Raw genomic sequence first — 23,188 nt, 5'->3', positions numbered from 1 at the left:
CCCATGAACCCGATACCAATGGTTCGCGCCTCCACACGCTTCTATCAACCACACAAGCCACCTTAAGGCCTTGCCACAGTGGGCACATATTGAGCGCCTAACCCCTCTCGTGTGGATCACCTTACCCCACTCATCAATCCCACACAGTTGAAAAACCCCTTTTGCAATAAATACCAACACCAAGTATTTTAATATCTTTCATGGCCCTGCTCCTTTTTTTAAAAATAGAAACTCTATGTTGGCGCATTATAACGCCCTCTTTAAGGAGGGGCACTTTTCATTAGGTTACTTAGCCACTGGGCCCGCAAGGTGGTATAGAAAACCTACACTTCTAATCGCACCCGGCAGGAACCTCATGAATGAGGAGGTTAGGAAAAGTGTGTTAGCACATTCTGGTTATCACTGAGAAGGCGGGTTTGCTATGAAGCACTTATTTTTAGGAATTTCTTTATTAATTTCTTCTTCTTTTGCGTTTACATTTAATCCTTTTTTGGAACCGGCGGGCAATTAGCACACTGTGCGCGAAGGCCGTCAGTCGTCGGTCTACCAATGCCGAAGTTGGTCGCGCTGGCCCCGTTAAAATTTGCGTCTTTGACTTGAACACGGTACATTAAGTCGTTTTTTAAGAGGAGTAACATTATGAGTTTATTGAGTGTATTAGGCGTAGGGGTCGCTTATGCTGCACCAGTCACAGCTCAAGCGCCGCATCCAGGAGGTTTTTGGTCCATGCTGTGGTTATCGCTCTTGTTAATTCTGGTGTTTTATTTTCTGTTAATTCGTCCTCAAACCAAGCGAGCTAAAGAACATCGACAATTGCTGGAACGTATTTCTTTAGGTGATGAGGTGGTGACGACAGGGGGCGTTGTTGCAAGGATATCGCGACTAAAAGACAATTTTGTTGTCCTTGAAATTAGCAAAGGTACCGAAATCACTGTACAGAAAGCTTCTATAGCCTCTGTGTTGCCCAAAGGCACGATCGATTTCATTTAACACAAGTTAGGGTAATGCATGAATCGATATCCGTTGTGGCGTTATATATTACTCGCCGTACTCATCGTCATCAGTTTGATTTATGTGTTACCTAACTTATGTGGGCAAGATCCGGCTATTCAAATATCAGCTAAGAATAGTGCTCCCATTGAGAATGTTGAAGAAAAAATCAAATCAACCTTAAACGCTCAACATATTTCTTATCTTTCAGTTCGGCTTGTCAATAATATCATTTTAGTTAACTTTCCCAATACCGAAGATCAGCTTAGAGCACAGGATGTGATTCAGGCTGTCGTTGGTACTGATTATTCCGTTACGTTGAATCTGGTGCCGCGGACGCCCCGATGGTTACAGGCGATCGGCGCAAAACCGATGCGCTTAGGATTGGACCTGCGCGGCGGTATCCATTTCTTATTAGATGTGGATGTGGGCGCCATGGTGAAAGCCCAGGAATTGGGCGATTTACATAACATGGCAACGGCGCTTCGCGAAGCTCGCATTTGCTATACAGAGATGTCAAGCAACCAAAATGGCGTAATGATCCACTTCCGTGACCAAGCAGCCCGTGATCAGGCGCGCACACTTTTGGAAAAACAATTTCCTGACTACCGTTTTGAAGCCACGGCCTCGAGTCTTCGAGGCGCTATTTTAATAACGACATTGCACCAAATCCAGCAAAATGCAGTGGATCAAATAGCAACGATCCTCAGAAACCGTGTTAATGAGTTAGGCGTTGCGGAACCGGTTATCCAACAGCAAGGAGGAAGCCAAATCAGCGTTGATTTGCCTGGCATTCAAGACACGGCTCGAGCCAAAGATATTATTGGTAAAGTAGCGACCATTCGTTTGCAATTGGTGGATGTCGAACATGATGCTGAAACAGGTCCAACTAAGGGGCCTGTCCCTTTTGGTTCAAAATTATATACCTTCGAAAAACAGCCCGTGTTATTAAAGAAGCAAGTCGTATTAAAAGGAACTTCGATTATTAACGCCTCGAGCGTTATTGGAGAAGATGGCCGGCCAGCGGTGCGAGTTCGGGTGAGCGGCAGCGATGTCCCTTCTTTTAATCGAATTACGGGAGAAAATGTCGGCAAACCCTTAGCCGTTGTTTACGTAGAAACTCAAACTACGCGTCATTTAGTCAATGGAAAGGTAGTGACTCAACACCAGCAAATTGAGCGTATTATTAATATAGCGACTATTCAAACTGCTCTTGGAAACGATTTCCAAATAACTAACTTATCTACGATGGATTATGTAAAAAATTTAGCTTTGTTATTACGCTCTGGCGCTTATCCTGTCCCCGTTGATTTTGTGCAAGAACGAGTGGTGGGTCCGAGTTTGGGCCAAGAAAATATCCACATGGGGGTTTTATCTACCGAAATTGGCGCCTTATTGGTGATTGTGTTTACGGCGTTCTACTATCGTCTGTTCGGTGTCATTGGTGACATCGCGTTAGCTTTGAATATCGTCTTTATTGTTGGGGTGTTATCTATTTTGGGTGCAACCCTTACTTTGCCCGGTATTGCGGGTATTGTGTTAACGGTGGGAATGGCCGTGGATGCGAATGTGCTAATTAACGAGCGAATACGAGAAGAGTTGCGTAATGGGATGTCGCCGCAAGCAAGTATCAAAGCCGGATACGATCGGGCTTTTGCTACCATCGTGGATGCCAATATGACCACGCTAATTGTAATGATTATCTTATTTGCTTTAGGCTCGGGGCCCGTCCAAGGCTTCGCTGTGACGACAACTATTGGCTTGTTGTCGTCGATGGTGACAGCGATTTTCTTTACACGGGCGGTGGTGAATTTAGTGTACGGACGGCGCAAAGCTTCGCGTTTGTCTATTGGGATTAACGCAAAACCCGCAGAGGTTAAGAGGTAATGGAATTTTTTAAGACCAACACTAAGATTCCATTCATGCGCCAACGTAAGTGGGCAGGAATTTTTTCAGCCATTATTTTTCTAGCTTCTATTATTACCTTGGCTGTTAATGGATTGAATTTAGGTCTTGATTTTATCGGTGGTACACAAGTAGAAGTTAATTTTACAAAGCCTGTCGATACGAACCAAATTCGGAAAAACTTGGCAGAGGCGGGCTTTCCTCAAGCAGTTGTTCGTGTTTATGATGTTCGTCACATTTCTCTTCGGGCGGCCCCGCATAAAGAATTAACCCAGGAGGAATTGAAAGAAAAATTAATGTCTGCAATACCGGGAGGGCATATTGGTTCTCTGGATTATATCGGTCCTCAAGTTGGCAAGCAATTGATGACTAACGGTATTTTGGCGGTGATTGTGGCGTTGATTGCTACGATGATTTATATCGCCCTTCGATTCGAGATGCGGTTTGCGTTTAGTGCCGCGATTGCTTTAATTCACGATCCGGTTTTGATTTTAGGTATTTTTTCTTTTTTCCATATCGAATTTAACTTGATCGTGCTGGCGGCTGTGTTAACGGTTATCGGTTATTCACTTAACGATACTATCGTTGTTTATGACCGTGTCCGTGAGAATTTCCGTAAGGTTCGTCGTAGGAGTCCCACTGAGATTGTGGATCTTTCGATTAATCAAACTCTTTCTCGGACTATTATGACTTCTGGGTTAACATTGATTGTCGTGCTTGTTTTATTTATTTTTGGTGGTTCTACTCTGCGGCCTTTTGCATTGGCTTTGATCATCGGCATTGTTATCGGGACTTATTCCTCCATTTATATTGCGGGGTCCTTGGCGGTGACGTTTGGTCTAAGCCGTCAGCATCTTATTCATTCGCCCAAGAAAATTGAGGATGATTTGCCTTAATTGGGACGGTTGATTTCTTATTCCTTAGTTGATCGATTACTGCCCTCCAAGCTGAGGGGTCGTTTGTACGGACATGCCGTGATTCATCCTCCCTGAGGGCTCGGAAGCCGACATCCTAGCGGGCTTACAGTCCGGTCCGCAAGCGCGATCCCTCCACTTCGAGGGCCGTGCTTTCCTCACCTCCTTCCGCTGCCCACCATCCGCGCGTTTTTATCTCTAGTTGGATTGGAAAGTTTTTTTAGCTTGAGTACATTTTAATTAGGAAAAATTAACGGATGAAGGCCATGGAAAAGGCGATCTTTATAGTTTTAGTCTCATTGTTAGGTGTTTCTATTGCATTTGGGGCGGATAGGTCCGATGAGTATTACGGCACTAGTTTGTGCGAAAAATCGGGTTTTGAATGTATCAAAGTACAGCGAGCTCAGAGTTGGCAGAATTTGTTCCCCGATGAAAAACAGCGTGATCTAGTTCAAAGGCTTAACCGCACGGGTACTTAACAGTATTTCTCATTTCACAGTCAGGATTAAAAATCCTGGCGAAAAATTAATTATTGTTAACCAAGACCAATTGGCTTGGGGTGCTCTTATTATCCAGAGGTCAATTGGTTAAATGGGGCTTTATTTCCTCAGGTAAGAATTATTGTCGCGATGTAAACCGTTCGTGTGAAACGATCACAGGTATCTTTTATGTTTTCGTAAGAAGGGGGTGGGGTATAAATACAATGTATTCTCTGTCGAGACGAGTGGTGGGCTGTTATGCCTATATTGTATGTTCTTTTTTAAAGGATACACGCTTCACGGTTCTAATGAAGTTATCGGTTATCGGGATAGCCACCACGGTTGTGTGCGATTATTCAAACGAGATGCTAAATGGTTAAACGAAAATTTTGTAAATGTGGCTACTAAAGACAGCCATTTAGGGAAAAAAGTGCTAGTAGAAAAACTCACCATTGGGGGATAGTGGGAGGTAAAAATGGAAAATGGTTGTAAAAAGTTTCTTGTCCTTTTAGGGGTCGCTCTTTATTTTTTAATTCCGTGTGCCGAAGGAAAGATACTAAGATAGCCTTACGGCTGTTATCCGACGGGCTATAAGTTTAATTATTATAATCTTATATTGCAGCCTACGGGTAAATAGCATCCACAATGTTTCAAAACAAGCGATTAGTTTGTTTCAAGCTAGGTCCAAACGAGCCTTATATTATCCATATCAATACCACCATAGCGCCTAATACCTGGTCTGTCTTAGCCACTGATGAGAAAAAGTTAAATATACTTATGCCAATGGCGGAAATGATATTTTAAAACTTAAAATAATCAACTGTAGTAAAGTGCTAGATATTTGTGAGTTTCCGCGTAGACGTTTTGGCGATAATAATCGTGGAAATTATTGGGCTGTAGAAAATGTTGGCTCTTCGACTGCGGCTGTTAGCGCAATACATTAGTACGGAATTTTGTTTATTGACTTTAAAAAAAGAGATCTTGAAGACGAAGGATTGCTGCTATGAAACGAATAGCTGTTTTTATCTTAACGTTAAGTTTTTTTCAATTAGTTATTCTGATAAAAGCTCTGTCTTCCAGGAGTATTACGAAGGCAACTATCGCACGACCAAAAATGGATTAAAATAATTAACGGAAAAATAATTGGGAAGGGACATTTTATTTAGCCAGCATGTATATGAACGGTTTTGGAGTTCGGAGAGATTTTGAGAAAGGGTTTGATTATATGACGCACCCGGCAGAATTAAAATATTTGCCAGCCCAATTAAATCCGGAAAGTTATTGTTTTCAAAAACAAAAAGATTTGGAAAAGGCGGTGCCTTGGTTTAAAAAGCAGCAGATGCTGGGGATGCTGGCGCGCAATTTTTTACTGGAATTAGTTATTTGAATGGATGCGGTGTTAAAAAATATTGATATTGCTAGAAAATATTTCATTGGAGCAGCTCAAAACGAAATTCCTATGGCTCAATATGAACTGGGAAAAATTTTCTTAGCGAACAGACAGGCTGGCGATAGGGATGGGAAGAATTTGCTTAACCAAAGCGGCCGATAAATATAACTATCCCGATGCTCAGTATTTGCTGGATACAATGCTATATACTCGAAATGAAACAGAAAAAGATCCTATCAAAGGAGTTGAGTAGTTGGAAAAAGCGGCTGCTAACGGAAGTAAAGAAGCAAGTAACACATTGGATAAAATTAATCGAATTAATAGCAGCGATACCAAGGCGAATAGTGAGAATCGTTCTGAACCCCCGCCTTGGCAAATCATGGTTGGACTCATGCAAAAAGTAGGCCTTCAATTTAACAAACCTATTACAGCCACTGCCTGCATAAACAATTTTACTAAAGGGCTAGTGGCCAATTGCGGTTATACTCAATCACTCTTTAGATTGGGGGAAATGTATGAAAATGGATTGTGTGTTCAAAAAGATCCTGAAACTGTATTTCAATTGCATATGAAAGCGGTGCAACAAAATTATTTAAAAGCCCAATATGCTATTGGAACTTATTATTTACAAGTAAAAGGGCTTCCTCAAGATTATAAAAAAGCAATTAGTTGGTTTATAAGGGTTGCCCTGAAAGGTAGTTTGCAAGCTCAATTTGTCTTAGGCAATATTTATGAGCGAGACATTAAAGCTACCAATAATAAAATTCTTTTCAAGAGCTTTAATAGGGCGAAAGCTATGTACAGCTTAGCTGTGGGTAGAAATTTACCTATTGTTGCGTATCGTTTAACAGAACTTTATGTCAGCGGTTTTCTAAATCTCGATAATAATGTTTTTTTAGAAACACAAAATTGGAAAATGCCTATGACCTTTACCAAAAAGTAGTGAAAAGTGGCCTAGAGAAAGCTAATGTGGCTCTAGGTTATTTTTATTTGCAACAAAATCAGACTACTTTGTCAGAGAAAACGTTTGAAATAGCACAAAAAGCTTATCAAACGAATGATCCAGAAAGCGCTATGTTATTATCTATTTTATATCATTATAGTTTAGCCATTTTAGCGAAACAAAATAAATACACCAAGCCGGAAAAAAACTTTTTATCCTTACTGATTAGAGCCGCTAACCATTATGATAAAATAAAATAGATTTTGTTGGATTATTATCTTTTAGACGCCCCGGTTCTTGGATCAGAAAAAAGCTATCACTATTTACCAAAAATTAGCTAATAAAAAAATCCAGCAGCGGAGTTAAAATTAGGATTTATGAATGAACATAGTTTTTTCCGAAAGATTACGACAAAGCAGAAGAGTAGTACTAAAAGTCGGCCGAACAAGCGAACCTCATTGCTCAATATTTATTAGGAAACATGTACTATTTGGGTCGGGGCGTTAATCGCGACGTTAACAAGGCCATCGATTGGTTAAAAAAATTGGCTGCCCAAAATTATATGTCCTCTAAAGTAAGGCTTGGCTTTATTTATGAAATGAGCAAACATAATTATCTAGAAGCCAAAAAGCGATATACTTTAGATTCTAAGCTTCATAACCCTCAAGCGCTCTATAATCTGGGTTTAATATATGAGTATGGAAAAGGAGTTAAAAGTGATCCACAAAAAGCTTTCCTCTTATACAAAGACTCGGCTCAAAATGGGTTTGACTTGGCGGCAGTTCAGGTTGCATGAGTGTATTTAAAAGGGGCGGGGTTGGTTTTGACCCGAATACCGCATTAAAAATTTATAGTCAAGCGGCGAAAAAAATAATTCATTTGCAACTTATCAATTAGGCTTGATGAGCGAGGCGGCTCTTGCGCAAAAAATCGATTTTAATAAAGCCCGATTGTACTATGAAAAAGCCGCTAAAGATGGAACCGTAGAAGCACAATTAGCGTTAGCTCGATTTTATGAATTTGGTATTAGTGTTACGGCAGACATTTCAAAATTGATTAACTTTTACTAACCCGCTGCTGCTGAAGGAAGTGAATTTGCTAAACAACAATTAACCCGTTTATCGAATCAAGGAAAGCCTTCCTCTAATGCAATGCCATTGATTATTTAAATTCCGGTAAAGTTTAACGAGTAACAGCGGTTTTGTAAAAAATCATAAAATTAGGGTTTAATTTCCAGCCAGCAAGAGAGAGGGTTTCTCATTATCTCTGTCAAAAAGCAGATAGAAAATAGGGGCCGTTGACAATTCTAATTTTGACACTGACAGTTCCGTCCTCCCGCACAGAAATTACTGGTTCGTTTCCTCTGATTAAAGACTCACTTTTGAAATTATTTTTAATAAAGATTTGTGTATCCTTGGGTTACCAGCAATTACGCTGCCGTTTTCGATATAATTGTTTTCCGCTTTAAAATCACTTACTAGACCTCCGGCTTCCGTAATTAACAAAATGCCACCGGCCATGTCCCAGGGACGAAGAGACATTTCCCAAAAGCCATCTAGCCGTCCAGCAGCGACATAAGCAAGATCCAAGGCGGTGGCACCAGCGCGGCGAACGCCGCTGGTTTGAGGAAATATAGCCTCAAAAGTTTTGAGATAAACAAGAAAAAGTTCTTTTGCTTTAAAATGAAAGCCAGTTCCTATTAAGGCATGGCTTAATTTCTGACAGGAGCTAACACGAATTTTACGATTATTGAGTTGCGCTCCGCTGCCTTTAGTAGCCGTAAACAATTCTTGACGCAGAGGATCATAGACCAATCCAGTTTCCAGCGTTCCGCGGTATTTTAAAGCGATCGATATCGCAAATTGCGGAAAGCCATGAATAAAATTGGCCGTCCCATCGAGGGGATCAATAATCCATGTGTAATCATTTTTATATTTTTGAAGGCCCGTTTCTTCAGCGAGTATAGCGTGGTTTGGGTAGGCTTTATGAATAGTGTTAATAATTTTCTCTTCGGACAGCCGATCCACTTGGGTCACAAAATCGTTGTGCGTTTTTTCATTAATATCGAGGGCATCAAGTCTATCAACAAGGCGCACAATAATGCGGGCAGCATTGCGGGCGGCCTGAATCGCGATGTTAAGCATCGGATGCATCATTTTCTCCTGATTAAAATGGCGACAATAGTAGCACAAGGTTTGTTGTGGGGGAATGACGATTCTAGGTTGTTTTTTTCTATTGGTCTCAGTTTCCAAAATCCTTCGTCGTCCCTGCGCAGGTACCTAGAGCTCAACTTAAGGGGGCGAGGTAAAGAGGGAATATCAAGTAGTTGAAAAAATGTCTGTCGTTTCCGTGCGTAGGCTGCCTACCGACAGACAAAGAATCGAGGGCTTTCACGGCCGAAGCCACGGGAGTCCCGGCTAAAAGGCTAAGAAAAGCACCATCGGTGCTTTTCTTAGCCTTTTAGCCGGGATCCTCCCGACTCGGCCGTGAAGGTTTTGTATGCTTCAATTAATACAGCAGATACCCCCGCGGGAGGACGACGGGTTTTTAAGTTTTTTGGTTTTATTACTACATCATTTCCGCCTGTGCGTTTTCTTTATGAAATTATGAAAGGATTGGGTAGTGTTATGATCTGCCTATGTTTCAAAAGGTTCGAATTGTTCTTATGAATCCAAGCCATCCAGGGAACATCGGGGCAGCGGCGAGGGCTATGAAAACAATGGGGTTTTCAGAACTCCACTTAGTAAAGCCTGGGCTTTTTCCCCATGAGCAGGCTACAGCGCGCGCGGCGGGTGCGGATACAGTGCTGGCGAGCGCTAGAGTGGTGGATAATCTCACTGCTGCCTTGAAGGGGTGTAACCTTGTTTTTGGAACCAGTGCGCGCGCGCGTACACTCTCCTGGCCAGTTAAAACAGCGCGCGAATGCGCTGAACAAGTCGTACGGCATCGAGGAGACATAGCAATTGTATTTGGCCGGGAGCGCTCGGGGTTGACTAATGAGGAACTGGCGCAGTGTCAATATCATGTCACTATCCCGACTGAAGCCGCCTTTAGTTCATTAAATTTGGCGCAGGCAGTGCAAATTCTCACGTATGAAATGCGAATGGCAAAGTTGAATGCCGTTGACCCGGGATATCAAGACACCTTAATTCAGCAGTTGGCAACGGCTGATCAGATGGAGGGGTTTTATGTGCACCTGGAAAAAACGCTACTGGATATTAAATTTATCGATCCGAGGCAACCGAAGATGCTGATGAAACGCTTAAGGCGTCTTTTTAATCGCGCCCAAATTGATAAAACAGAACTGAATATTCTGCGAGGTATTTTAGCTTCTATTCATAGGCGGGATAATTGCTGAGGCGGGATAATTGCTGAGGCGGGATAATTGCTGTTAGAATGTTGGAATGATGCTTCAAATAAATTCATTCTATGTAAGGATATTTTAGTGAAAAATCCCGAAAACTTAGATACCGAACCTCTGATCCCTACTTCAACCTCTCTGCCCGAATTTACATTTAAAGCGATTGTATTATCTATCCTATTAGCTATTGCTTTATCTGCGGCGAATGCTTATTTAGCTTTAAAAGTTGGGACGACAATTTCTGCATCCATTCCAGCGTCGGTTCTAGCGTTAGGTATTTTACGTTTTTTTAAGCAGCACAATGTGTTGGAAAGCAATTTAGTTCAAACGGCTGCTTCTGCGGGGGAAGGTGTTGCAGCAGCGTTAGCTTATGTTTTGCCGGCGATGATTTTTTTACGTATTTGGAATGGGTTTCCCTATTGGGAGACGCTGATTATTGCAGTGCTTGGGGGACTTTTAGGAGTTTTATTTGCTACGGTATTACGGCGAGTGATGCTCAACCTTCCCGTTTTGCGTTTTCCTGAGGGAACGGCAATTGCTAATTTGCTTAAAATAAATGTGAAAGAAAAAGGTAGATTGAAGTTGTTGGTTAATGGCGGTGTGGTCGGTGGGATTATTGCTTTTGTACAGATAGGATTAAAAATTGTTTCTGATAATTTGCAATTGTGGACATTTACCGGAAAAACGGTTTTTGGTTTCGGATGGGGATTCACGCCAGCCGTTTTAGCTTCGGGTTATATCGTGGGTTTTGGAGTGGCGGTGAGTTTTTTAATCGGCGTTACTTTGGGTTGGGTGATTATCTTACCGCTCATCGGCTTATATTATGGTTTACCCGCTAATGCGACTTCCGCTTATGATGCGGCAACTCAATTATGGGACGCCCATCTTCGTTTTGTCGGCGTGGGAACCATGATGGTAGGCGGGTTGTGGATATTGTTAAATTTATTGAAGCCAATCATAAAAGGAGTCCGTCTTTCTTTTGCTAATTTTCGTAAAAAATTAGGCGAAACTTCGGGACAGCATTTACGTATTGAAGCAGATATTCCTCCTGTTTGGATTATTGTTGGCGTTTTAGCGCTCATTGGATGTTCTTTCTTTTACATTTTTTATTATTTTCGAGAAGCTAATTTCCTGGGGTCGGGGAATTTTTTAGCCTTTGTAGCTTTAGTTTCAATTACTTACATTCTCACGGTCGGTTTTTTGTTGGCTACCATATCCAGTTATGTTTGCGGACTTGTAGGATCAAGTAATAATCCGTTATCTGGATTATTAATTACCGCTATTTTATTGTTAGCATTTTTATTTCTGTTGATTTTTCACGTTCACGGATCGGTGCAGGCGCATCGCGTGGCTTCAGCGGTTATCATTATTGCGACGGTTTTAGCGGGCATCGGTTCGATTGCGGGAGAAAATATCCAGGATTTAAAAGCAGGAAGAATGGTTGGTGCCATGCCGTGGCGGCAGCAAGTAATGATGGGTGTTGGTGTTATTGCATCCGCTCTTATTATTGGTCCAGTGCTTCAACTTTTATTTAATGCTTACGGTATGGGGGGTGTTTATCCGCGCCCTGGTATGGATCCTTCCCAAATGTTAGCGGCACCTCAATCCGCATTGATGGCGGCGGTGGCGAGGGGAGTGTTAACACGCCAGCTCAATTGGGACATGGTCATAGTAGGCGTTTTCGTCGCTGTTGTTATTATCATACTCAATGAATTCCTGAAACGTCGCAATTTTCAGGTGCCGGCGTTGGCGGTGGGTCTTGCTATTTATCTGCCGCCCGAGGTTATTATGCCGGTAGTGGTAGGGGGAATGATCAGCCTTCTTGTCAAAAAACCTTGGCAGCGGAAACGACGCAGTGCTGAGCAGGAACAGGAGTTAGTCCACTCACACCAACGAGGTGTTTTGATGGCGTGTGGAATGGTGGCGGGCAGTGCGTTAATGGGCGTTATTTTAGCCATTCCTTTTGTTATAATGGGTACGGCAAATGCGCTATCAATTGTAACTCCTCGTTTTGCTTCTATTGCTGATGTGCTGGGGGTCACTGTATTTTTATCGCTTTGCGTTTGGTTTTATTACGTGGGTCGTAAACGATGAAATTACCGTTTTATTTCGATTACATGGCGACAACGCCCGCTGATCCTGCTGTGGTAGGAGCTATGGTGGCGTCTTTAACAAAAGAAGGCGTGTTTGGTAATTCAGCTTCCAAAAATCACCGTTACGGTTGGGAAGCTCACCAATTAATTGAAAACGCCCGTGAATCTGTGGCTAAGTTGATTAATGCTGATCCACGTGAAATTATTTGGACGTCCGGTGCAACGGAATCGAATAACCTTGCTCTTAAAGGGGCTGTCTTTTTTTATCGTCGCCAAGGTAAGCATATAATTACGATGAGTTCGGAACATAAATCTATATTGGATAGTTGTGTACACCTTGCTTTTTCAGGATTTGAAATAACCACTTTAACGCCAGAGCCTAACGGATTACTCAATCTGGAAAAATTTGAAGCGGCTATTCGTCCAGATACCATTTTGGCTTCTATCTTGCATGTCAATAATGAAACTGGTGTCATTCAAGACATCCACGGGATTGGTGAGATCACTCGACGTCATGGAATATTATTCCATGTAGATGCTGCGCAAAGCGCTGGGAAAATTCCCATCGATTTGCAAGCTGTTTCTGTAGATCTCATGTCCTTTTCCGCGCATAAAATTTATGGACCCAAAGGGATTGGCGCATTGTATGTGCGCGCTAAACCGCGCGTGCGGCTTGAACCTCTAATTCACGGTGGTGGACATGAGAAAGGATTACGTTCAGGTACCCTGGCGACACATCAAATCATAGGAATGGGAAAAGCCTTTGAATTGGCAAAATTGCGTTTAACAGACGACAATAAACACATTGCTTACTTGAGCGATCGTCTGTGGAATGGCTTAGCAAAATTAGGGGGCCTCCACATTAACGGTGTAAACGCTCCGCGGATCCCGGGTTGTCTGAATATTCGTTTTGACGGCCTTGAAGGTGAATCATTATTGGTTAGCCTTCGAAACCTAGCTATTTCTAGCGGTTCGGCGTGCAACTCCGCGACTCCTCTTCCATCTCATGTGCTGACTTCTATGGGGCTGACTCGAGAAGAAGCAGACAATTCCATTCGTATTAGCTTCGGTCGATTTACCACTCAAGGAGAAGTGGATGGCGCTATCGAGCATATAACGGAGCAAGTCAATCGTTTGCGAAAAATGTCTCCCGTGTGGGAAACAGTAAAGGCAAAACTAGTCGCTTAAAGCACGATGCAATATTCAAAAGAAGTGTTACATTATTTTTTTGAAACCCTGCATGCGGGTAAGCTTGATAAAGATAATCTCCAAGTGCGATACGGTGAAATTGCCACAAGCACGGAAGGTCATTTGTTTCGATTGTATTTGCGTTGCCACCAAAACGACATTATTACAGAAGCGAAATTTCAGGCTTATGGTCCTATTGTCGCAACAGCTGCTTGTGAGTATGTTTGTCGTTGGGCTGAAAGAAAAACGTTCGACGAAGCAAATCACTTAGATAGCGATCAAATACAAAAAGCGTTAAATTTATCTTCATTACAAGTTCATGTGGCCTTTTTGATTGAGCGGTTATGGAGGAAAACACTATGTTTTTAATGTGAAATCGTATTTATTGGCTTCATGTGTTTGTTCGAACACTGGGAGACGCTGATTATTGCAGTGCTTGGGGGACTTTTAGGAGTTTTATTTGCTACGGTATTACGGCGAGTGATGCTCAACCTTCCCGTTTTGCGTTTTCCTGAGGGAACGGCAATTGCTAATTTGCTTAAAATAAATGTGAAAGAAAAAGGTAGATTGAAGTTGTTGGTTAATGGCGGTGTGGTCGGTGGGATTATTGCTTTTGTACAGATAGGATTAAAAATTGTTTCTGATAATTTGCAATTGTGGACATTTACCGGAAAAACGGTTTTTGGTTTCGGATGGGGATTCACGCCAGCCGTTTTAGCTTCGGGTTATATCGTGGGTTTTGGAGTGGCGGTGAGTTTTTTAATCGGCGTTACTTTGGGTTGGGTGATTATCTTACCGCTCATCGGCTTATATTATGGTTTACCCGCTAATGCGACTTCCGCTTATGATGCGGCAACTCAATTATGGGACGCCCATCTTCGTTTTGTCGGCGTGGGAACCATGATGGTAGGCGGGTTGTGGATATTGTTAAATTTATTGAAGCCAATCATAAAAGGAGTCCGTCTTTCTTTTGCTAATTTTCGTAAAAAATTAGGCGAAACTTCGGGACAGCATTTACGTATTGAAGCAGATATTCCTCCTGTTTGGATTATTGTTGGCGTTTTAGCGCTCATTGGATGTTCTTTCTTTTACATTTTTTATTATTTTCGAGAAGCTAATTTCCTGGGGTCGGGGAATTTTTTAGCCTTTGTAGCTTTAGTTTCAATTACTTACATTCTCACGGTCGGTTTTTTGTTGGCTACCATATCCAGTTATGTTTGCGGACTTGTAGGATCAAGTAATAATCCGTTATCTGGATTATTAATTACCGCTATTTTATTGTTAGCATTTTTATTTCTGTTGATTTTTCACGTTCACGGATCGGTGCAGGCGCATCGCGTGGCTTCAGCGGTTATCATTATTGCGACGGTTTTAGCGGGCATCGGTTCGATTGCGGGAGAAAATATCCAGGATTTAAAAGCAGGAAGAATGGTTGGTGCCATGCCGTGGCGGCAGCAAGTAATGATGGGTGTTGGTGTTATTGCATCCGCTCTTATTATTGGTCCAGTGCTTCAACTTTTATTTAATGCTTACGGTATGGGGGGTGTTTATCCGCGCCCTGGTATGGATCCTTCCCAAATGTTAGCGGCACCTCAATCCGCATTGATGGCGGCGGTGGCGAGGGGAGTGTTAACACGCCAGCTCAATTGGGACATGGTCATAGTAGGCGTTTTCGTCGCTGTTGTTATTATCATACTCAATGAATTCCTGAAACGTCGCAATTTTCAGGTGCCGGCGTTGGCGGTGGGTCTTGCTATTTATCTGCCGCCCGAGGTTATTATGCCGGTAGTGGTAGGGGGAATGATCAGCCTTCTTGTCAAAAAACCTTGGCAGCGGAAACGACGCAGTGCTGAGCAGGAACAGGAGTTAGTCCACTCACATTTTACTCTTGATTTTCAAAACGCTCCAGTGTTCGCAAGCGCCGCTCTAAATACTCAATTTTATCTAGCAAATCGAGTGCAATGGCAATCCCTGGCATATTGATTTCTAAATCGTGATAAAAACTCGCCGCAATTTTCGCCCGCTTTAGGCAAACATTATCAAACTTCCAAGAAGTCGGCGAACTTCCCTCCGGTTCGATTAAATAATGTTCGACCATTTCAATAATGATTTCACGTCGAAGGTGCACGGCTTGTGAAAGTTCATCTATTTTAAGTGGCGACGATCGTTCGATGATAATACCTTTTATAATTTTTTTTGTCATGATTCCCTCAATAATTCTTTACGCGGATCAAATGGCATTTGTTCTGCCATTTGCTGATACAATTTTTTTTGTTGATCGTTTTTGGGTTCAGGAATATAAATTTTTATCAATACATATTGATCTCCCGGCGTTCCTCCGGGAAGTCCTCGACATTTGAGGCGTAGCTTTTGTCCGGTTTGAGATCCTGGAGGAAGTGTGAGATCGACAGAGCCGCCTAAAGTGGGGATTGAAACTTTAGCGCCCAGTGCCGCTTCCCATGCCGTGACCGGCAAATTTAAATACACATCTTTTCCCTCGACAGTAAAAAGAGAATGAGGCGCTAAATGGATCTCTAAATATAAATCACCATTGGGCGCACCGCCAATCCCCGGAAACCCCTGGCCTTGCAAACGAATCTGCTGACCCTCTGTGACGCCAGCAGGAATTTTTACTCGAAGTTGACGGGTTTTAGAAGTTAGTTGTCCCGTTTGATAATTAACAATGGGTTCTTCTAAAGTAAATAGACGCGTTGAACCATTAAAAGCTTCTTCCAAACTAACCGTTACTCGACTGTGTTGATCCTGGCCACGCTGTTTGAATTCTTCTCTTGTCCATTGCCTTTCTTGTCCTAGATCACCAAATAACGATTGAAAAAAATTACTAAAGCCTTTTCGAAATTCGGGCCGAACTCCCTCACCACTAGGATGAGATTCCCAACCTGGCGGCGGCGTAAATCCTTGTCCCTGTTTCCATCCCGAACCTATGGCATCGTAAGCTTTGCGTTTTTCGAGGTCTTTGAGAACTTCGTAAGCTTCTTTAACTTGCTTGAATTTTTCTTCGGCACTAGGTTCGCTACTGACGTCAGGATGATATTTGCGCGCTAGTTTTCGATAACTTTTTTTAATTTCATCTGCCGTCGCATCACGCGAGACACCTAGAATTTTATAATAATCTTGATATTCCATGGTGTTAAATGATAGCGAACTTGCGGACGAAATAAAAATAATATCTGAAAAAGATACGTTTAATTTTTAGATAGGCTTCTTCATTTCTGCGGGTAATATTTCCTACACCGCTCAAGTAAGGGATGGGTGTTTGTTCTCATTTTTTTAAGATGCCACGTGAACACTTGTGCCAATTTTTATAAAAAATTGATTTAACCATTTCGCGTCTTCATGAAAAAGTCTGACGCATCCGTGACTGTTATGATAACCCGGTATTTTCCCGATTTACAATCTTCACCACGGACACGGAATATTCGGAACTTACCCGTTACCGTTTCACAATTTTCCCCACCGGTGCAAATACCTTTACCAGCTGAAATCGGATCCCAATGCACTAAATTTCCCTGAGCGTCGTATGCCGCAAAGGCGTGCTCACGCAAATTAATCAGCAATAATTTTTACCTTTGGTATTCAGTTTTAAGGGCAGTGGCGAGACGTCGTGATAAGTAATTTCAGATAAGTTATATCAGGTACAAGAATTCATGACCTCAACGATACGGGCACATTTGTGCGATTAAGACGCATCACCAATTGGCATTCTTTTTCGTCAGGAAAAAGCTTCCGCCAAGTGTCTCCCATTTTAATTTTTATGCAATGATATCCCTTTGCGTGACATAATTCACGCCCATAAAAGTTTTTAGCACTTTCAGCAGGGAAAAATTTAGGCTAACCGAGGTGCCCTTGTGTGGAAGAAGCTGGAGCATGCAAAAAAGACGAGCAGCTCGAAATAAATAAAGTAAAGCTGAAACCGCCATTAAAAAGATTTTTCGCAGATTTGGATATTTCATCAATAATCTACCTAGTAGTAATTTAAATGTAATGAGAATTACAAAAATCCAAACGAAAAAATGGCGTCAACATTTCAAATATTTTTTCACATTTAACCACAAGAAAGATCTATAGTCAAGAGAATGACTTCATAGAATTTGGATTAAAATGACCATTTTTTGAAGACCTTCCGAAAAACTGCGCATCTCCCGCAAGCGGGAGATGGGATTTCATAAATTAGAATAATTCGGCCCGTCGCCACCTTCGGGCACCAGCCAGCGAATATTTTGCGAAGGATCTTTAATATCGCAAGTTTTGCAATGAATGCAGTTAGAAGCATTAATATGCAAACAGGGTTTTCCATTTTTTTCAATAATTTCATAAACATTAGTAGGACAATAGCGCTGTTCAGGAGCGGCATAGATGGGGATAGTGACATCCATTTCTATTTTTTGATTTTTGACCCATAGATGGCATGGCTCATTTTCGCGATGTTGCGTCCCGGTTAAATAGACTTGTGTTAATTTATCAAAAGTCAATTTGCCGTCCGGTTTGGAATAGGCAATTTTGGGGCAGCTTTTTGCGGGTTTTAAAGCGCGATAATCAGGTTTGTGGTGAAAAGTCCACGGCGCTTTTCCGCGCAAGATAAATTGGTCGAAAGCGGAATACAACAATCCCACCAATAACCCTTTCCGAAAAGCGGGTCGGAGATTGCGAACGCGATTTAATTCCTTGTAAACCCATGAGCGCTTAAGAGCAGTAGAATAATTTTTTAATTCTTGGGCCGCTTCTAAAGTCTTTATTTGCAAAAGCGTTTCTGCTGCGAGCATACCCGATTTCATGGCGGTATGAGAGCCTTTTATTTTACCTACGTTTAAAAATCCCGCAGAACACCCGATGAGCATTCCACCGGGAAAAGTAAGCGTGGGGACGGATTGAAAACCCCCTTCGTTTAAAGCGCGCGCTCCGTAGCCAATGCATTCGCCATCCTCGAGTAAGTGACGAATGAGCGGGTGGGTTTTAAAACGTTGAAACTCTTTAAAAGGGTCAAGGTAAGGGTTTTGATAATCCAGCCCAACAACAAGGCCAATGGCCAAAAGGTTATCTTCATAATGATAAACAAAAGAACCACCATAGGTTTTGGAATTCAATGGCCAACCGACAGTGTGGACGACGAGTCCATTTTTATGTTTTTGAGGAGAAATTTTCCATAATTCTTTGATTCCAATTCCATAAATTTGTGGATCTGAATTTTTTCGCAAATTGAAATGACGGATCAGTTCTTCCGTTAGCGAACCTCGGCATCCCTCGGCAAATAAAGTTTGTTTCGCATGTAAATTAAGCCCGGGTTGGTAGCTGTCGGTCGGTCGGCCTTCTTTGTCTAACCCCATATCTCCTGTTTGTACGCCAATTACAGCCCCATTTGGGTCAAAAATCACTTTAGCAGCCACAAATCCGGGAAAAACATTAACCCCAAAACTTTCCGCTTGTTCGCCTAACCATTGACAAAATCGTCCTAAGCTAATGATATAATTTCCAGAGTTTCTCATGCTAATTGGGTTTGGTAAACGAAAAGACTTTTTCGCAGTGAGTAAATAAAATTGGTCTTCTTGAACACCCACATGAACAGGGGCATTGCGTTTACTCCAATCAGGAATGAGCTCGTTTAAAGCACGAGGTTCTAAAATGGTCCCAGATAAAATATGCGCTCCAACGGAGGCGCCTTTTTCAAGAACGGCGATGGAAAGCGAACGGTTTTTTTGAGCTAGTCGAATCGCCGCACTCAAACCTGCCGGCCCTGCGCCCACGATCAAAGCGTCAAATTCTAATGATTCTCGTTGAAAAATTTTTCCCATGAACTAAGCTTAAGCCATTTAATTGTGAGAAGAAAGCACTGTCCTGCGCGTGCTCTCGTAAGAGAAGTTGTTATTTGTAGCTCATCTAAAAGCAGTGTACTATCTACTCCCAATCAAAGGGAGGTTTTGTATGCACACTGAAACAATTGATTATCGAGACGGAGATTCCGTCTTGCAAGCTTACGTCGCCTACGATAAAACCAGAAAAGAAAAACGGCCGCTGGTTTTAATTGCACACGCTTGGGCGGGTCGAGATGAATTTGTTGAAGAAAAAGCTCGGCAGCTAGCAGAATTGGGCTATGTCGGTTTTGCAATGGACATTTATGGGAAAGGTGTGTTTGGCGCGAGTAAGGAAGAAAACGGCCGGTTAATGAAACCTTTTATGGACGATCGAAAAATGCTCCACCGCCGTTTGCTAGTTGCTTTAGAAACAGCAAAAACCTTAGCTGTTGCTGATGAAAATAAAATAGCAGCTATGGGTTATTGTTTTGGGGGACTTTGCGTGCTCGATCTGGCACGAAGCGGCGCGGATTTAAAAGGGGTAGTCAGTTTCCATGGGTTATTGAAGCCCGTTGATAATTTGCCAAGTGAAACAATACAAACAATACCGGCAAAAATACTAGCTTTACATGGGCACGACGATCCAATGGTTCCACCCGAGGCCGTTTTTGAATTTGAAAAAGAGATGACAAAGGCAAAAGTTGATTGGCAACTACACGTCTTTAGCAACACGATGCATGCTTTTACTAACCCTTCCGCGAATGATCCCGATTTCGGAACTGTCTATAATTCCGTTGCGGACAAACGTTCTTGGCTTGAAATGAAAATTTTTTTTGAGGAAATTTTTAAGTGAAAATTCTTGTTGGCGTAAAAAGGGTCGTTGATTTTAAAGTTAAAATCCGTGTAAAAGCGGATGGCTCAGGTATTGAAACGGATCAAATAAAAATGTCAATGAATCCGTTCGATGAAATTGCGCTAGAAGAAGCGATCCGCATTAAAGAGAAAGGATTGGCTTCCGAAGTGATTGTCGTTTCCATTGGCGTTGAGCCTTGTCGCGAGATACTGCTCAATGCACTGGCTATGGGAGCTGATCGAGCCCTATTGATAAAAACAGATCAAGCGCAAGAACCGATTCATGTCGCTCACTTACTTAAAGTACTAATTGAAAAGGAATTGCCAACTCTCGTTATTTTAGGCAAGCAAGCTATTGATGACGATTGCAATCAAACGGGCCAGACGTTGGCAGCACTCTTGGATTGGGGGCAGGGGACGTTCGTTTCTAAATGTGATATCGAAGGCGATCAATTGCGCATTGCGCGCGAAGTGGATACGGGGTTAGAGACACTGCTTCTTCAATTGCCAGCGGTAATTACTGCCGATTTACGGTTAAACAAACCGCGTTATCCCACTTTGCCGAACATTATGAAAGCAAAAAGCAAGCCGTTAACTATTTTAACGCCAGAAGAGCTTGGGGTAACGTTAACGCCTCATCTTACAACGCTTAAAATCGAAAGCCCGCCCCAAAGGGCGCCTGGCATTAAAATAAATAATATCAATGAACTATTTAACTTATTAAAACAAAAAGATAAAGTTTTGGCATGAGTGTATTAGTCCTAGCTGAGCACGATAATCAGCAAGTGCGTTTGTCGACATTATGTACGATTACGGCTGCGCGTAAATTGAAGCAGCCAATCTCTATTTTAGTGGCTGGCTACCATTGCCAAGCTGTGGCAAAAAAACTCACGAAATTAGAAGGGATCGACACTATCTTATTAACAGATGACAAAATTTATGAGCATTTTTTAGCAGAAAGTATTGCTCCGTTGGTTCTGCATTGTTCCTCTGAATTTAATTATGTCATGGCTCCTGCTACAACCTTTGGAAAAAATATTCTCCCCCGTGCGGCGGCGAAATTAGGCGCTTCGCAAATCAGTGATGTCATTAAAATTGTCGATGAAAAAACGTACTGTCGCCCGATCTATGCCGGCAATGCGATTGCTACCGTTCAATCGAAAGATAAAAAGCAGATCATCACGGTAAGAAGCACTGCATTTAACTCAGCTGCTTTGGCGGATTATTCCGTGCCAATTCGTGAAATTGAATTTACAGTTGAAAATCTGCATTCAGTTTTTGTTAATGAGGAACGCCAAGGGCAATACCGTCCCGAATTATCGTCGGCTGAAATCGTTATTTCCGGAGGACGAGGATTGAAAAGTAAAGAGAATTTTGACCGGTTAATAAGAATTGCAGACCGGATGGGGGCCGCCATGGGAGCTTCTCGAGCAGCGGTAGACGACGGCCTTGCGCCTAATGATTGCCAAGTAGGGCAGACCGGTCAAGTCGTGGCACCTAAACTCTATTTTGCCATTGGCATATCGGGAGCTGTTCAACATCTGGCTGGGATGAGGAATAGTAAAATTATTGTAGCCATCAACAAAGACCCCGAGGCTCCCATTTTTCAAATTGCGGATTATGGGTTGGTGGGGGATTTAAACGAAATACTCGTACAATGGGAAGAAGCACTTCAGGAAATGGGTTATTGAGGGAAGTTTTTAAGCTTCGGAGAAAAAGATGTTAATAGGCGTTCCAAAAGAAGTAAAAATAGAAGAATACCGAGTCGGATTAACTCCTTACAGCGTTCGTGAGCTCGTTTTCCATGGTCATCAAGTCATTGTGGAGCGCGATGCAGGGAATGCAATCAATTTCACTGATGAAGCCTATCTTGCTGCAGGTGCGAAAATTGTTGATACGCCTGCAGAAGTTTACCAGGCTGAAATGATTGTCAAAGTAAAAGAGCCGCAACCGAGCGAATATGCGTTGATTCGTGAAGGGAAAATTTTATTTACTTACTTACACTTAGCACCAGATCCTCAACAAGCGCGGGCATTAATAAAATCCGGCTGCATTGCCATTGCTTATGAAACGGTGACTGATAACGAGGGCGGGCTTCCCCTCCTTTCTCCCATGAGCCAAGTGGCGGGTCGCTTAGCTATCCAGGCAGGGGCCCACTGTTTGGAAAAATCTGAAGGGGGAAGCGGCATCCTCTTAGCCGGTGTTCCAGGCGTTTATGCGGGGAAAGTGACAGTTATTGGCGGTGGCGTAGTAGGAAGTAATGCAGTGCGAATGGCCATAGGAAAAAAAGCGCAAGTGACCGTCTTAGACAAGTCCTTACGCCGGTTACAAGAACTCGATTTCCAATTTGGCGGGCGATTAAATACGGTGTATTCTACTGAAAGCAGCATTGAACATTACGTTATCGATGCCGACCTCGTCGTCGGTGCTGTTTTGGTTCCAGGTCATTCGGCGCCGAAACTAGTAAGCCAAGATGTTTTGAAAAAAATGCGCCCAGGATCGGTTATGGTGGACGTTGCCATCGACCAAGGAGGTTGCTTTAAAACTAGTAAACCGACTACGCATAAGAAACCCACTTACGTAATCGACGGGATTGTCCATTATTGTGTAGCGAATATGCCGGGCGCAGTTCCGAGAACTTCTACATTGGCGCTCAATAACGCAACATTGCCTTACGTAATCGCATTGGCGGATAAAGGTTACCGCCAAGCTTTTTTAGATGACCCTCATTTTCTGAACGGTCTCAATGTCTATTGCGGGAAAATAACCCATAAAGGGGTAGCTCAAGGCTTACAGCAAGAGTTCAACCAGCCATTGGCGCTTTTATAATCAAGATTTATTCTCTCTATCGTTATCGAGCTCAATGATTCTACCAGAAGTGGGGGCTTTGGGTCGTTTACGTTGTGCTACTTTTATCCGAATAAAGGCAATGATAAAAAGTATTAATATAATAACGGCAGCGATGATTAGAAGATAGGAAAAAATAAATATCCCCACGATAAAAAGAATAATGAAAACGATCATGCCCACAATTGGCATGATTCCTTCCCATAAACGATGTAAAAATTTTGACATGCTAATCTCTCTTTTGTTGTTAAAATAGCAGGGCTTGTTGGGGCGATGCAAGTAGGGTGGAGCAGGTTTTCACAATGAAATCGTTTTAGGGAATAAAAAACCTCCGTACACGAAGGAAAGCGATGAATTTATCTTCTGAGCAGGCGGAATTAATGGAAAGGTTTGTTTTAATTGAAGCAATTGATTAT

General features: G+C 42.4%; 16 protein-coding genes and 7 pseudogenes. 16 read left to right on the top strand and 7 right to left on the bottom strand.

The window, feature by feature from the left end; translation table 11 throughout:
• Positions 1-202: pseudogene (locus OWO34_RS05135) on the bottom strand (IS110 family transposase); the annotation flags it as partial.
• A 298-nt stretch (positions 203-500) separates the two neighbouring features.
• Between OWO34_RS05135 and OWO34_RS05130 the strand changes: the two are divergent.
• The 7 genes and pseudogenes from OWO34_RS05130 to OWO34_RS05100 all read left to right on the top strand — a co-directional run.
• A pseudogene (locus OWO34_RS05130) lies at positions 501-614 on the top strand (hypothetical protein); the annotation flags it as partial.
• 25 nt (positions 615-639) lie between these two features.
• Positions 640-990 (top strand): preprotein translocase subunit YajC, encoded by a 351-nt coding sequence (gene yajC, locus OWO34_RS05125; RefSeq protein ID WP_267256778.1) that lies wholly within the window; start codon positions 640-642, stop codon positions 988-990.
• Positions 991-1,008: 18 nt separating this feature from the next.
• Positions 1,009-2,877: a protein translocase subunit SecD gene (secD, locus tag OWO34_RS05120; protein WP_267256777.1), complete on the top strand. Its 1,869-nt coding sequence runs from the start codon at positions 1,009-1,011 to the stop codon at positions 2,875-2,877.
• Positions 2,877-3,791, top strand: coding sequence for a protein translocase subunit SecF (secF, locus tag OWO34_RS05115; RefSeq protein ID WP_267256776.1), 915 nt, complete (start codon positions 2,877-2,879; stop codon positions 3,789-3,791). The genes secD and secF overlap by 1 nt, the downstream gene beginning before the upstream one ends.
• Before the next feature lie 275 nt (positions 3,792-4,066).
• Positions 4,067-4,751 (top strand): annotated as a pseudogene (locus OWO34_RS05110) (L,D-transpeptidase).
• Positions 4,752-4,763: 12 nt separating this feature from the next.
• Positions 4,764-5,295: pseudogene (locus tag OWO34_RS05105) on the top strand (enhanced entry protein).
• A pseudogene (locus OWO34_RS05100) lies at positions 5,292-7,778 on the top strand (tetratricopeptide repeat protein); the annotation flags it as partial. The pseudogenes OWO34_RS05105 and OWO34_RS05100, both read left to right, overlap by 4 nt.
• Before the next feature lie 210 nt (positions 7,779-7,988).
• On the opposite strand, the gene OWO34_RS05095 reads toward OWO34_RS05100, so the two are convergent.
• Positions 7,989-8,777 (bottom strand): inositol monophosphatase family protein, encoded by a 789-nt coding sequence (locus OWO34_RS05095; protein ID WP_267256775.1) that lies wholly within the window; start codon positions 8,775-8,777, stop codon positions 7,989-7,991.
• 482 nt (positions 8,778-9,259) lie between these two features.
• Here OWO34_RS05095 and trmJ point away from each other — a divergent pair, with 482 nt between their 5' ends.
• The 5 genes and pseudogenes from trmJ to OWO34_RS05070 all read left to right on the top strand — a co-directional run.
• Positions 9,260-9,979 (top strand): tRNA (cytosine(32)/uridine(32)-2'-O)-methyltransferase TrmJ, encoded by a 720-nt coding sequence (trmJ, locus tag OWO34_RS05090; protein ID WP_267256774.1) that lies wholly within the window; start codon positions 9,260-9,262, stop codon positions 9,977-9,979.
• Between the two features lie 27 nt (positions 9,980-10,006).
• Positions 10,007-12,076 carry an OPT family oligopeptide transporter gene (locus OWO34_RS05085; protein ID WP_267256773.1) on the top strand — a complete coding sequence of 690 codons (2,070 nt, stop codon included), beginning with the start codon at positions 10,007-10,009 and terminating at the stop codon, positions 12,074-12,076.
• Positions 12,073-13,263 carry an IscS subfamily cysteine desulfurase gene (locus OWO34_RS05080; RefSeq protein WP_267256772.1) on the top strand — a complete coding sequence of 397 codons (1,191 nt, stop codon included), beginning with the start codon at positions 12,073-12,075 and terminating at the stop codon, positions 13,261-13,263. The genes OWO34_RS05085 and OWO34_RS05080 overlap by 4 nt, the downstream gene beginning before the upstream one ends.
• A gap of 6 nt (positions 13,264-13,269) precedes the next feature.
• Positions 13,270-13,632, top strand: coding sequence for an iron-sulfur cluster assembly scaffold protein (locus OWO34_RS05075; protein ID WP_267256771.1), 363 nt, complete (start codon positions 13,270-13,272; stop codon positions 13,630-13,632).
• Positions 13,633-13,638: 6 nt separating this feature from the next.
• A pseudogene (locus OWO34_RS05070) lies at positions 13,639-15,144 on the top strand (OPT family oligopeptide transporter); the annotation flags it as partial.
• Between the two features lies 1 nt (position 15,145).
• On the opposite strand, the gene OWO34_RS05065 reads toward OWO34_RS05070, so the two are convergent.
• From OWO34_RS05065 to OWO34_RS05050, 4 genes and pseudogenes are all read right to left on the bottom strand, one after another.
• Positions 15,146-15,466 (bottom strand): chaperone modulator CbpM, encoded by a 321-nt coding sequence (locus OWO34_RS05065; protein WP_267256770.1) that lies wholly within the window; start codon positions 15,464-15,466, stop codon positions 15,146-15,148.
• Positions 15,463-16,410: a DnaJ C-terminal domain-containing protein gene (locus OWO34_RS05060; RefSeq protein WP_267256769.1), complete on the bottom strand. Its 948-nt coding sequence runs from the start codon at positions 16,408-16,410 to the stop codon at positions 15,463-15,465. Before OWO34_RS05060 ends, OWO34_RS05065 begins: the two co-directional genes overlap by 4 nt.
• Positions 16,411-16,554: 144 nt before the next feature.
• Positions 16,555-17,240, bottom strand: a pseudogene (locus OWO34_RS05055) (L,D-transpeptidase family protein).
• 207 nt (positions 17,241-17,447) lie between these two features.
• The gene (locus tag OWO34_RS05050; protein ID WP_267256768.1) at positions 17,448-19,073 is read right to left on the bottom strand and encodes an electron transfer flavoprotein-ubiquinone oxidoreductase; all 1,626 of its coding nucleotides are present in this window, start codon (positions 19,071-19,073) and stop codon (positions 17,448-17,450) included.
• Positions 19,074-19,203: 130 nt separating this feature from the next.
• On the opposite strand from OWO34_RS05050, the gene OWO34_RS05045 reads away from it, so the two are divergent.
• Genes OWO34_RS05045 through ald form a run of 4 tightly spaced genes read left to right on the top strand, consistent with a single transcriptional unit; the run spans position 19,204 to position 22,754 of the window.
• Entirely contained in the window at positions 19,204-19,926 is a 723-nt protein-coding gene (locus OWO34_RS05045; protein WP_267256767.1) for a dienelactone hydrolase family protein, read from the top strand.
• Positions 19,923-20,675, top strand: coding sequence for an electron transfer flavoprotein subunit beta/FixA family protein (locus OWO34_RS05040; RefSeq protein WP_267256766.1), 753 nt, complete (start codon positions 19,923-19,925; stop codon positions 20,673-20,675). The genes OWO34_RS05045 and OWO34_RS05040 overlap by 4 nt, the downstream gene beginning before the upstream one ends.
• On the top strand, positions 20,672-21,616 hold the full coding sequence (locus tag OWO34_RS05035; RefSeq protein ID WP_267256765.1) for an electron transfer flavoprotein subunit alpha/FixB family protein: 945 nt from the start codon (positions 20,672-20,674) through the stop codon (positions 21,614-21,616). Before OWO34_RS05040 ends, OWO34_RS05035 begins: the two co-directional genes overlap by 4 nt.
• A gap of 28 nt (positions 21,617-21,644) precedes the next feature.
• Positions 21,645-22,754: an alanine dehydrogenase gene (gene ald / locus OWO34_RS05030; protein WP_267256764.1), complete on the top strand. Its 1,110-nt coding sequence runs from the start codon at positions 21,645-21,647 to the stop codon at positions 22,752-22,754.
• On the opposite strand, the gene OWO34_RS05025 is transcribed toward ald, so the two are convergent.
• The gene (locus OWO34_RS05025) at positions 22,755-23,051 is read right to left on the bottom strand and encodes a hypothetical protein (protein WP_267256763.1); all 297 of its coding nucleotides are present in this window, start codon (positions 23,049-23,051) and stop codon (positions 22,755-22,757) included.
• Positions 23,052-23,188: the final 137 nt, after the last annotated feature.

Origin of the sequence: Coxiella endosymbiont of Ornithodoros maritimus, from assembly GCF_907164965.1 — a bacterium.
Lineage (GTDB): Bacteria > Pseudomonadota > Gammaproteobacteria > Coxiellales > Coxiellaceae > Coxiella.
This window is presented reverse-complemented; position numbering and strand designations above follow the sequence as displayed.